The organism is Streptomyces sp. NBC_01288 (assembly GCF_035982055.1).
Classification (GTDB): domain Bacteria; phylum Actinomycetota; class Actinomycetes; order Streptomycetales; family Streptomycetaceae; genus Streptomyces.
The window spans coordinates 2,467,105-2,479,144 of record NZ_CP108427.1 but is presented as its reverse complement, the minus strand read 5'-3'; the positions used below and the strand labels follow the sequence as shown (position 1 = coordinate 2,479,144).

The window sequence follows — 12,040 nt, the reverse complement described above, 5'->3', positions numbered from 1 at the left end:
GCGCCGTCGCTGGTGTGCGGCGGGGCTGGGGCCGAGCGGTCGTCGCGGAATCTGCGGGCGCGGCGGGGTTCGTCGTCCTGTGGGACCGATGGGCCGGGGCTGACGTTCGGCGACTGGATCCGGTTGTGAGGCAGGGGCGTGATGGCGCGATGACAGGCGGGTCCGACGGGTGTGTGGGCGGCGCCGTGGCTGGTGTGCGGCGGGGCTGGGGCCGCGCGGTTGTCGCGGAATCCGCGGGCGCGGCGGGGTTCGTCGTCCTGTGGGACCGATGGGCCGGGGCTGACGTTCGGCGACTGGATCCGGTTGTGAGGCAGGGGCGTGACGGCGCGATGACAGGCAGGTCCGACGGGTGTGCGGGCACCGCCGTCGCTGGTGTGCGGCGGGGCTGCGGTCGAGCGGTCGTCGCGGTCGTCGCGGAACCGGCGGGCGCGGCGGGGTTCGTCGTCCTGTCGGACCGACGGGCCGGGGCTGACGTTCGGGGACTGGATCCGGCTGTGAGTTCGGACACGAGACCGTGCCGGGGTGCGCTCCCGCACAGACGGGTGTGACGCCATGACACGCAGAACCGACCGAAGAGCGGGCGCCGCCGTTGCCGACGTCCCGCGGGGTCGCGGGCACACGGTCGCCGTGGTCGTCCCGGAACCCGCGGACGCGGTGCCGCTTGTCGGACTCCAGCCGCCCGGCGCCGGGATCGCCGTCGTCTGTCTGCGCGCCGGCGCCAAGGACGGCAGGGCCGCACTGGACCGGGCCCTCTCCGCGACCGGCGTTCGCGTGGTCACCGGCCCCCGGGTGCTCGGCGTCGACGGCACCGACGATCCGGCGACCGTCGCCGCGCTGCTCGACGCGCTGCGCGACATCGCCCCGGACCGGCTGCACACCCTGGACCCCGACCCCGTCCACAGCTCCTTCGACAAGGCCACCGGCACACCGGGTTACGACGTGCCGGCCGCGCACGCCGAGACGGCGGCCGGGGCGCTCGCCGCCGCCCGCGCCTGGCAGGGCGAGACGGGCCGGCCGCTGTCCGTCGACTGCCATCGCGCGCTGTCCGACCCCAGGTTCGGCCTCGACGCCTGCCGCCGCTATCCGACGCCGGTGAACTGGCTGTCCGCCGGATTCGACGGCCGGCTCACCGCCTTCCTGCCCACGGCCGCCGGATTGGTGCGCAACTGGCAGGACACGCAGGGCCGTTGGAGCGGCCCGGAGCTCGTCGAGGGACCCGGACCGCTGCCGGGGCTGCTCGTGCTGCCGGACCCGCGGGGTTTCCCGCACCTGTTCGGGCTGCGCCGCAGGGCCCGCGGCGACGGCGGCGTCGACGTCGAGGTCGTGCACGCGGCCCAGTACCGCACCGGCCCCGCCTCGCTCACCCCCTGGCACTCGCTCGGCGGACCGAACGCGGCCGACTGGCGCCGGGGGCGCGCGGTGGGTTCTCCCGCCGCCGCCTTCGACGGAGCGGGCACAATGTTCGTGTTCGTCCGCAACTTCGGGCACAGCATCAGCTGGCGCTGCCGCCCGGCCGACGGACGCTGGACGGCGTGGCAGCACCTGGGCGGCGCCCGGGTCGCGGACGACCTCGTCGCGGTGACCGCCCCGCACGGCGGGGTCGAGGTCTACGGCCGGCTGCGCGACACCCCGGGCGTGGTCCGCTGGTCCCCGGGCCGCGACGGAACCTGGGCCGAGGACCGCACGCTCCCCTTCGCCCCGCGCCCCGGCACTCTGGCACCGGCCCCCGAACCGGGCCTCGTCCTCTTCCGCGACCGGCGCACCGGCGAGGCCCACGCCTGGTCCTCCGCCGCCGGGGCCGTCCTGCCGCTCGGCGAGCCGGAGGGCACCGGACCCCTGGCCGCCGTACGGGGCGTGGAACTGGACGGTTGGTCCTGCTCCGTGCTGCTCGGACCGGGCGCCGACGGCACCGGCCGGGTGGGCGCGTACCCCGAGGAACGGCCCGACACAGGGGCCTGGTGGCAGGACCTGGGAGCACCGGCGTACGGCACACCGGCCGCCGCGCTCACCCGGACCGGCCGGCTCACCGCGGCGGCCTGGGCGCCTGGCGGGGAGCTCTTCCTGGCGCACCGGGACGAGCGGCCCGGCGCGCTCGCCTTCGGCGCCTGGCGCCCGGCGCGCGGCTGACCGGGCGGGCTGACCGAGCGGGCTGAAAGAGCGGGCGGACCCGTCCGGTCCGATTGCCGTCCAGCGAAAGTGGATGGCTTGATTCCAACGTCTGAGCGCCCGGCGGGCGTTCACTACGTCCTGCCGTTCACCGGAGCTTGTCGACGTTGTGAAAAGTAAAGATCACAAATGGTTGCACAGGAAACTTGTGATGTAAGTCGCGCCCAACAGCAGGTCAACGCGCGTCGACGGGATGGTGATGCGTTGTTAAAGTTCAGGTCGCTCATGTGATCGACCTGTGAAACCTCGGGTCCACCTGTGAGCGCCCGGGGGCGCACCATGGCGACCGTGGGGCACTTTGTCCTGTCTCATGTGCAACTGAGGGGTTATGGCCAGGCTTTCGCTCAGGGCTGTCCAAAAACTGACCTGCAAGAAGCGCGACGCCTGGTGGACGGTCTTCCTCGTGGACCCCGTCGCCACTCGCATGCTGCTGGTGGTGGCGCGCTTCCGGTTCATCACGCCGAACCGGGTCACCTGGGCCGCGCTCTTCATCGGCCTGGCGTCCGCCGGCTTCTTCCTGGAGGGCGACCGCCGCTCCCTGCTCATCGGCGCCCTGCTCTACCACCTGAGCTTCATCCTGGACTGCATCGACGGAAAGCTGGCCCGCCTCAAGGGCAACGGCACCGTCTTCGGCGGCTGGCTCGACTACGTCTTCGACCGCATCCGCGTCCTGTTCTGCGCCCTCGCCCTGATGGGCGGGCAGTTCCTGCGCACGGACGACGAGCGCTTCCTGCTCGCCGCCCTGGCCGTGGTCTTCCTCGACATGCTGCGGTACGTCGACGCGCTTCAGATCTACAAGATGCGCATGTCGATGCGGACCAAGATCGAGAAGGTCACCAAGAGCCGCGCCGAGGCCGAGCGCGTCGAGCGGGAGGCCCAGGAGGAGGCCGAACGCGCCGCCCAGGAGGCCGCCCGCGCCCACGCCGAGCGCACCCGGCGGACCGGCCGGACCCACCCGGCGGACCTCGGCCGGGACGCGGACGGACAGGAGCGCCCCGAACCCGCCGCCCCGCAGGTCGTCTTCATGGAGGACCTGCTGCGCGACAACCCCAGCAGCTCCGCCGAGGCCCTCCGCGAGGAGTCCGGCGCGGCCAACGTGGTCGACCTGCACGAGCAGTTCCGCGACCGGTTCCCCTGGTACACCCGGGTCCGCCGGGCGATGCTGCACACCCGGGTGCGCCCGCACCTGATCAGCGGCATCGAGTTCCAGATGTTCGTCTTCATCGTCGGCCCGCTGATCGGGAAGATCCTGTGGACGACGGTGGTCTCGGCGGCCCTGCTGATGCTGTTCGAGCTCGTGATCATGTACAAGTTCTGGCTCTCCACCCGTGACTTCACCCGCGTCATGGAGGAACTGGACCCCACGCCGACCACCGCCGGCACCATCGCCCCGCAGCTGCACAAGGGCCGTCACCGGCACGGCCGGGCGGTGGCGGACGCCCTCCTCGAAGACGAGCGCTACCAGGCGCCGGGGCCGGAGGAGAATCCTTTCTTCCAGCCCTATCCCCAGCCGCAGTACCACCAGCTGGACCCCGAGGAGGCCAAGGACCTCTCGGGTATCCCGACCCCTCGCGGTGAATCGCCGGACGTGCTGACCCAGCCGATCCGGATCCGTCCCTTCTCCAAGCCCACCTGGGCGGACGCAGGGGCGGAGGCCGAGCACGAGGGTCGCGGCCGATGACCATGCCGAACCCGCCGTACACCGAGTCGTCGTACGGCAGCGGCCCGCTGGCCCCCGCCCGCGACGCCCACGTCGACACCATCTCGTACGCGGACCCGTCCCAGTACACCGTGACCGTCGTCGTGGCGGCCTACAACGCGAGCGCCACCCTCGACCGCGCGCTGCGCTCCGCCCTGAATCAGACCCACCGCACCGTCGAGGTCGTCGTCGTGGACGACGCCTCCACCGACGGGACCCTCGCCGTCGCCCAGGGGTACGCCCGGCGCGACCCCCGGGTGCGGATCGTGGCCCGCCCGCAGAACAGCGGCGGTGTCGGCGCGCCCCGCAACAACGGCATCGAGTGTGCCTCCGGCCAGTACCTGACGTTCCTCGACGCCGACGACGAACTCCCGCACAAGGCCTGCGAGACGCTGCTCGCCTCCGCGCTGGCCACCGGCGCCGAGATCACCGCGGGCCGGGCGCTGCGCGTCAACCTCGCCAAGGACGAGACCACAGTCTGGCAACCGCAGCTCTACGGCACCGACCGCACGGTGACCGGCGGACTCACCGCGATGCCCGAACTGTTCGACGACCCGATCGCCGCGGCCAAGCTCTACCGCGTCGACTTCCTGCACCACAACGGCATCCGCTTCCCCGAGGGCGTCTACTTCGAGGACACCTACTTCTCCACGGTGGCCGGCCTGTGCGCGCGCTCCGTCACCCTGCTCGCGGCACCCGTCTACCGGTGGATGTGGGAACGGGAGACCGACACCCCCTCCATCACCAACCGGCGCGGCGAACTGCGCGGCATCCGCGACCGGGTCCGGGTGCACCGGTGGGCCGACGAGTTCCTCGACCGGCACGGCGCCCACGAACTCGTCGCGCACAAGGCGGCCAAGTTCCTCTCCCACGACCTGCGCCTGTACACACCCGAACTGCGCGCGGGCGACGACGCGTTCCGCGACGGCTTCGTGCAGGCCGTCGCCCCCTACCTGCGCTCCCTCCCGCCGGAGACCTACGACCTGTGCGGCCCGCTGGAGCGGGTGCGCGCCTTCGGGCTGATGCACGGCCGGGTCGACGTGGCCCTGTCCGTCGCCGACTACACCCAGCGGCGCAGCGTGCTCAGCTCCGACCTGGTCGAGCGGGACGGCAAGGTCCACTGGTCGGGCTCCCTGCTCGGCCGCCCGCACGCCGAGCGTTTCCTCGACGTCACCGACCTCGACCTGACCGGCACCACGCTGGGCGACGCCCGGCTGCACAACCAGGCGACCCGGGTGGAGATCCGCGACCACGAACTCCACGTCACCGGCTACATCCGCAACCAGTTCGGCCGGGTCCGCCCCAAGGACAAGGTCGAACTCACCGCCGTACTGCGCCGCCGCAGCCCCAAGACCGACCACACCTTCAAGGTCACCGGTGTCGAGGTCGACGACGAGTACATCCGCTTCCACACCACCGTCGACCTGGCGTCGACCCTCGGCAAGGCCGACCGGTCCGCCGTCTGGAACCTCTTCGTCCAGATCCGGCACGCCGGACAGCGCGCGACCACCACCGTGTGCGTCCGCGGACTCGACGTGGCGCAGGAGCGCTACACCGACGGCGACACGACGTACGAGATCTACGAGACCGTCAGCGGCAACCTCGCGCTGCGGCCCGAGACCAGCGAGCAGCGGGTCAAGGCCGATCCGCGCGGCACCCCGTGGCTGTGGTGGGCGGACCGGCGACTGCCCGAGCCGTTCGCCCCGCCCGAGCGCCCCGGCGCCGCGGTCGTCGTGCACTGCCACAACGACGAGTACAACCTGTACGAGTTCCTCAGCTCGCTCGCCGCCCAGCGCGACTTCGAGCGCACCCAGGTGGTCCTGGTCGACGACGGCTCGACCGACAGCACCCCCGGACACCTCGCCAACTTCGCCGCGCACTACCCCAACACCCGGGTCGTGACCCAGGTCGCCATGGGCATGCGCGCCGCCTTCGACAACGGCCTGCGCCATGTCTCCGCGCCCTACGTCATGTTCACGCGCGCCCGCGACATCCTCGGCGAGGACAGCGTCAGCCGGCTGCTGAGCACAGCCCGCACGGACCGGGCCGACGTCGTGGTGGGCGACCCCGACAACTTCCCCGGGCCGCGCCGGGGCGACGAGGAGCCGTGGCGGCGGTACTTCGGCAAGAAGCCCGACGCGGTCACGAAACTGGACGACGCCCCCTACCTCGTCTTCTCCACCGGCCTCGGCGCGAAGCTGCTGAAGACCGCACTGGTGCGCGACCACCGGCTGCGGGCCGGCGCCGGACCCGGCTACGAGGACGCCTGGATCGCCGTACCCGCCCTGCTGCACGCGGCCCGGGTCGCCACCGCGCCGCGCGCCACCTGCTACGAGCGCGACCAGGGCCGGAGCGACTCGCTGTTCGACGTGCCGTGGAACGACGCGGTCAAGGCGCAGGAGCTGATCCGGCTCTGCAAGCACCTCCTCAAGCGCACCGCCCCGCTCGACGCCCGCACCCGGCGGCTGGCCCAGCGGTTCGTGGTGCGCACCTTCCAGCCGTATCTGCGCAATCTGCACCGGATCATGAGCCGGGCCGAACTCGCCGCGATCTTCCCGGCGTTGTACGAGGTCTACGCGGACATCCCCGACGACCTGGTCCTCCAGTACGCCGTGGCCGCGCAGTCCCGGCTCCAGCACCACGCCGTGCGCACCGCCAATCTCGACCTGTTCTGCGAACCGCACGGCAGACCCGAGTACCGGCCCTACCTGAACATCGACGACCAGGGCCTGTACCGCAGGCTGGCCGACGACCGGGTGGAGACCGCGCTGCTGCGCACCGACCGGCAGAAGGCGGTGCTGGAGACCTGCCAGGTCGACCCGTACCGGATCACCTTCGAGGGCCTGCTGGTGCTGACCGGCGTCGACATCGCCCACCGGTTCGCCAACCGCGTCGAACTCGTCCTGAGCGACGGCCGCACCGAGCGGGCGCTCGCCGTCGAGCAGGTCTACCGGCGCGACCGCTGGCGCACCCGCAACGAACAGGACTGGTTCTCCGGCTGGCGCGCGACCGCCCGGCCCGAGGACTTCGCCGTCCTGAACAACAAGGACCTCCGCCTCACCCTGCGCGTCCACGACGGCGACCGGCACCTCGACACCGCCGTCGACGCCCGCCAGATGCTGCACCGCTTCAAGGGCACCCACCGGGCCGGCCGCGCCACCGTGACCCTCGCTATCGACTCCGACGAGAAGATCATCCTGCGCCGGGTCGCCGGCCTCGGCAGCCGTGTCCGGCACAGACTCACGCGTTTCCGCCGGGAGTTCAGGTCCGCCCTGCCCGGCCGCCCCGGCTGGCGCACCCGCCTGCTGTACTGGATCTGGCACCCCTGGCTGCGCGGCAAGGACATCTGGATCATCGGCGAGCGCGAGGACACCGCGCAGGACAACTCGTACCACCTCTTCAAGTGGATCCGGCAGAACGAGCCCCGGCGCAAGGTCTACTACGCCATCAACGGCAACGCCCCCGACCGCGCCAAACTCAAGCCCCACGGCCGCGTCATCGACCGGCTCTCCTGGAAGTACCGCGTCTACCTGCTGCACGCGAACCGGCTCATCAACGCCTACGACCTGGAGGCCTACCTCGGCTTCCCGGGCCTGTCCAAGCGCGCCTTCCTCACCGGCTACGGCGATCTGCTGCGCTACAAGCGGGTCTTCCTCCAGCACGGCGTGGTCTACAACGACGTCGCCCCGTCCATCCACGCCCAGGTCACCAACGTCGACCTGGTCCTCACCACGGGCCGCAGCGAACGCGCCTACTACGCCGAGCACTGCGGCTACGGCTACGACCGCGTCGCCGCCACCGGCCTGCCCCGCTTCGACGCGCTGGAACCCGTCGAGGGAGTGCGCCGCGTCCTGGTCATGCCCACCTGGCGCCGGGACATCGTGGCCCCGTCCTACAACAAGGCCGCCAAACCGGAGATCCCCTTCGCGGCCTCCGAGTACTACCGCTTCTTCTCCGCGCTGCTGCGCGACGAGCGGCTGCTCAAGACGCTCCGACACCACAACGTGGAGCTGGAGTTCATGCCGCACTACGAGATCCGGCCCTACCTCAAGCACTTCCGCATCGACCACCCCTCCATCACGGTCTCCACCACCGGCCGTGACGTACAGCTGGCGATGCGCGAGTGCTCGATGCTGGTCACCGACTACTCGTCGGTCTTCTTCGACGTCGCCTACATGGGCAAGCCGATCGTCTACACCAACTTCGACGACGAGGCCTTCTACAGCAAGCACTACAAGCGCGGCTACTTCGACCTGGCCCGCGACGGCTTCGGCCCCACCTGCGCCACCGTCGAGCAGGCCGTCGACGAGATCGTCGGCTCCATCGAGCGGGGCTTCCGGATGGAGCCCAAGTACACAGCGCGAGCAGAGGAGTTCTTCGTGCTGCGCGACACCCACAACTGCGAGCGCGCCTTCGACGTGATCGACACCATGGACGTCTCCGTCGTCGGCGACCCGGGCCGCCCGTCCGCGCCGCTGGTCATGGGGCGCCCCGAGGACCACCAGCACGGAAGGGGATGACGTGCGACACCCGAGGATCTTCCTCGCCGGCGACTCCAGCGTGACCAGCCGGCCGCGGAGCATGGCGCCGATGGTCGGCTGGGGCCAGGTGCTCCACCTGTTCGTCCGGACCGCCGAGGTCGTCAACGCGGCCCGCGCGGGCTCCAGTTCGCGCAGCTTCCTGGAACGCGGCAGGCTCGCCTGGATCCTGGAGAACATCGCCCCCGGCGACCTGCTGCTGATCTCCTTCGGTCTGATCGACATGAAGCCGGGCGACGGCCGTTTCACCGAACCCTTCGGCGACTTCCAGCGGTTCCTGCGCCAGTACGTCCACGGCGCCCGTGAGCGCGGCGCGCACCCGGTGTTCGTCACCAGCCACGAGCGCCGGGTCTTCGACGAGCACGGCAACATGCGCCGCCCCCTCGGCCTCTACCCGGGCGCCATGCGGGAGTTGGCGGCCGGTCTGTCCGTGCCGCTGCTCGACCTCAACGCGTGGAGCGTCGGCTGGTGGCGGCAGGCCGGCCCGCAGGGCACCCGGGACCTCTTCCTCCACCTGGACCCCGCCGAACACCCCAACTACCCCGACGGCGTCGCCGACAACACCCATCTGCGCGGCCACGGGGCCCTGGAATGCGCCCGGTTCGTGGCCGGGGAACTGCGCGCGCGGTCCCTGCTCACCCCGGACTACTTCCGCAACCTCGACGCGAACATCCCGGAGACGGCGATCGAGTTCCTCGACGACGACGTCTTCGAGCGGCTGACCAAGGAGCGGGTCGGCGCCGTCCCGGCGCGACGCGACCGCGGCGCGCTGGTGGAGAGCGGGGCGGCGCGATGAGCGACTGGTACCCGCTCGCCCGCGCCTGGGTGACCCACCCGCAGGCCCCGCAGATCGGCGGCACCCTCGAACTCTTCGCCGACGCCGACCCGGCCCAACCGGTCGCCCCCGGCCAGGAGTTCGCCCTCACCCTGGTCGTCACCCCCACCGGCGGCGCCTACCGCACCTACGGCTATCTCCTCGACGACTTCCTCGGCGGCGTCGCCGCCATGGTCAGCCACCAGGGCACCAGCCACCTCAACAACGGCCGCTACGCCACCTACGCCGGCGACGCCGAACCCCGCACCGTCACCTGCCGTATCCGCGTGGGCGACAACGCCGCCGAGGGCGCGGTGCTGCTGCCCCGCATCATCGTCGGCCTGATGCCCGCCCAGGGCGACAAGCTCATTCCCTCCGCGGCCGTCTCGGACGCGGGCTTCCGCGTACGGCGGCACTGGCTCCCCGGCCAGAGCATGACCCTGCGCCCGGGCGGCCGGGCGGTGCTGCCCGCCGGCCACAGCCCGCTCCCCGGCCTGCGCTTCATGGGCGTGGGCCTGGCCCGGCACGGCACGCTCACCTGCCGGTCCGACGGCAGCGTCACCTACCAGGCGGACCACGACCACCTGGGCTACGACCGCTTCGAGCTGGCCTTCGAGGACGAGCTCGGCCACCGGGTGTGGTCCGAGGTCACCGTCCACATCGGCGACTTCGGGGCATCGCCGGGCGCGCTGCCGACGTATGGGTAGCCGCCGTACGGGCACCCTCGGCGCCGCCCTGCTCGCGCTGACGCTCATGGGCTGCACCTCGTCGACACCCCCCTCGGTGTCGTCGGGCCCCGCCGCGTCCCCGACTCCTTCCGCGCTCCCCACCGGCGTGCGGTACCGGGAACTCACCGAGCGGCTCGGGGACGGTGAGCCGGTGCGGCTGTACGTGCTCGACGTCGAGCCCGACGCCCGGGTGAGGGTCACCGGTACATACGGCTCCGACCTGGCCGGCTCCGAGACGGTTCGCTCGATGGCCGCCCCGGCCGGGGCGCTCGCCGCCGTCAACGGCACCTACTACGACATCGCCACCGGCCACGACTACGCCGGCCACGAGGGCGACCCGCTCGGCCTGTACGTCGAGAAGGGCCGGGTGCTGAGCGAGGCACTGGCCGGCCGCCCCGCGCTCCTGCTCGGCGAGAGGAACGGACGGCTCACCGCTCGCGTGGCCGAGACCTCCACCACGGGCAGAGTGCGCGCCGCCGACGGGGCTCAGCGCGAACTGGACGGCGTCGACCGGGTCGCGGGCCGTGTCCTGGGCTGCGGCGGGGTCGGCGACGACCGGATCGCCGCCACCGGACAGCTACGGAAGACGCCGTACAACGGGCTGTGCACCGACCCCGACGAGGTCGTCTCCTTCACCGAGGAATGGGGCACTGACACTCCGTCAGGACCCGTCGGCAGTACGGAGGTTCTGCTCGCCGCCGACGGAACCGTCCTCGGCACCCGGACCCCGGCGGGCGGGCCACTGCCCGAGGGCGGGAGTTCGCTGTACGGGATCGGCACCGGCGCCCACTGGCTGCGGGCGCACACGAAGAAGGGCGAGAACATCGCCGTGTCGACACGGCTCACCGACGCCGACGGTCGGCCGCTCGCCCAGGGGTTGGTGGACACCGCGCTTGGCGGCAGCGCGTGGCTGGTCCGCGACGGCGCCCCCGACCCGGACGCGGCCCGGCTCGGCACCGACCGCCAACCCCGCACCGCCGCCGGTGTCACGGCGGACGGCACCCTGCTGCTGGTCGCCGTCGACGGCCGGGCGAAGGGCGTCAGCGTCGGCGCGACCCCCACCGAGACGGCACGGCTGCTGCTGTCCTTCGGTGCCGTCGACGCCGTCAATCTCGACGGCGGCGGCTCCACCACGGTCGTCGTGGACGGGGAACTCCGCAACAGCCCCCGGGGCACCGAGAACGGTGCGGTGACCGAACGCCGGGTCGCCGACGGAATCGCGATCCTGCCGAAATAACGGCGACCCGGTGGAGTTCAGGAAAGGGTGATGCCGTCGGCCGCCGCGGAGAACAGGGATCCGCCCGTGCTCATCGAGATGAACACCTCGTAGTCACCGGGCACGGCGTTCGTGAGCGCGATTCCCTTGTACCCCGAGGTGGCGAAATAGGCGAATTCATAAGAGCCGAAATCACCGCGGCGCAAGTGCGGCCGTACGGCGGCCGGTTTGCGGGACATGCCGAGCCGGAACGAATACGTGGCCTGCGCGCCCCGCAGGACGAGGTAGTAACGGGCGTGCCCGTGCGCGGCGGCCTCGATCCCGTGGACGAAGAAGACTCCCTCCACGTGCAGGGTGCGCTCCTTCAGCCAGCTCTTCTCCAGCGCGAAGGCCGTCTCCTGGGAGAAATGCCCGATGACCGGCCGGCGCAGCAGTCGCACCCCCTTCTCGTCCCCGACGAGCGAGATCTCCAGGCCGCCGAACGGGCGCCGGATGTCGAAAGGGCGACGCGCCACGAGTTTCGTCCGCCGGTCGATTCCCTCGGCCGGACTGGTCACCCGCACGGAAAGGTCGTAGGCGCCGCCCGGAATTCCCGTCATCGGTATCCCGCTCTTCGCCTCGGGCTCGACGACCCTGCCGTGCACGACGCCTACCGCCTCAACTTCTGGCACCAGCGCGTGGCCGCGGACGTGGCACCGTGACGACACGAAGCCCGATCCGGGCCTCCCACGCGGCCGAACAATCCGTCGCCGTACCGGAGTTGACGGTCGTCTCCTGAACATCTGCGGCGAAGTCGGGTACTGCCCCTACCGCAACCGCGGGGCCACGCCCCAGTCCCAACTCCCGCAAGCGCATCGCGCAACTGGAGGCGGAGAACGC

At 71.7% G+C, this 12,040-nt stretch carries 7 protein-coding genes; 6 read left to right on the top strand and 1 reads right to left on the bottom strand.

Annotation, left to right across the window (positions count from 1 at the left end; all coding sequences use genetic code 11):
* Window positions 1-552 precede the first annotated feature (552 nt).
* The 6 genes from OG194_RS10785 (at window position 553) to OG194_RS10760 (ending at window position 11,182) form a co-directional block, all read left to right on the top strand.
* Complete coding sequence (locus tag OG194_RS10785) at window positions 553-2,127, top strand: hypothetical protein (RefSeq protein ID WP_327400648.1); 1,575 nt, start codon at window positions 553-555, stop codon at window positions 2,125-2,127.
* A 367-nt stretch (window positions 2,128-2,494) separates the two neighbouring features.
* Window positions 2,495-3,847 (top strand): CDP-alcohol phosphatidyltransferase family protein, encoded by a 1,353-nt coding sequence (locus OG194_RS10780; RefSeq protein WP_327400647.1) that lies wholly within the window; start codon window positions 2,495-2,497, stop codon window positions 3,845-3,847.
* Window positions 3,844-8,385: a bifunctional glycosyltransferase/CDP-glycerol:glycerophosphate glycerophosphotransferase gene (locus OG194_RS10775; RefSeq protein ID WP_327400646.1), complete on the top strand. Its 4,542-nt coding sequence runs from the start codon at window positions 3,844-3,846 to the stop codon at window positions 8,383-8,385. Before OG194_RS10780 ends, OG194_RS10775 begins: the two co-directional genes overlap by 4 nt.
* Window position 8,386: 1 nt before the next feature.
* A complete protein-coding gene (locus OG194_RS10770; protein WP_327400645.1) occupies window positions 8,387-9,199 on the top strand; it encodes a rhamnogalacturonan acetylesterase in 813 nt (270 codons plus the stop codon).
* Complete coding sequence (locus OG194_RS10765; protein WP_327400644.1) at window positions 9,196-9,924, top strand: Ig-like domain-containing protein; 729 nt, start codon at window positions 9,196-9,198, stop codon at window positions 9,922-9,924. The genes OG194_RS10770 and OG194_RS10765 overlap by 4 nt, the downstream gene beginning before the upstream one ends.
* Window positions 9,917-11,182: a phosphodiester glycosidase family protein gene (locus tag OG194_RS10760; RefSeq protein WP_327400643.1), complete on the top strand. Its 1,266-nt coding sequence runs from the start codon at window positions 9,917-9,919 to the stop codon at window positions 11,180-11,182. Before OG194_RS10765 ends, OG194_RS10760 begins: the two co-directional genes overlap by 8 nt.
* Before the next feature lie 17 nt (window positions 11,183-11,199).
* On the opposite strand, the gene OG194_RS10755 is transcribed toward OG194_RS10760, so the two are convergent.
* Window positions 11,200-11,805, bottom strand: a complete 606-nt coding sequence (locus OG194_RS10755; RefSeq protein ID WP_327400642.1) for a hypothetical protein — start codon at window positions 11,803-11,805, stop codon at window positions 11,200-11,202.
* Window positions 11,806-12,040 lie beyond the last annotated feature (235 nt).

Coding starts and splice junctions, on each gene's coding strand:
- OG194_RS10785 (WP_327400648.1), top strand. CDS start 553: ATGACACGCAGAACCGACCGAAGAGCGGGCGCCGCCGTTGCCGACGTC.
- OG194_RS10780 (WP_327400647.1), top strand. CDS start 2,495: ATGGCCAGGCTTTCGCTCAGGGCTGTCCAAAAACTGACCTGCAAGAAG.
- OG194_RS10775 (WP_327400646.1), top strand. CDS start 3,844: ATGACCATGCCGAACCCGCCGTACACCGAGTCGTCGTACGGCAGCGGC.
- OG194_RS10765 (WP_327400644.1), top strand. CDS start 9,196: ATGAGCGACTGGTACCCGCTCGCCCGCGCCTGGGTGACCCACCCGCAG.
- OG194_RS10760 (WP_327400643.1), top strand. CDS start 9,917: ATGGGTAGCCGCCGTACGGGCACCCTCGGCGCCGCCCTGCTCGCGCTG.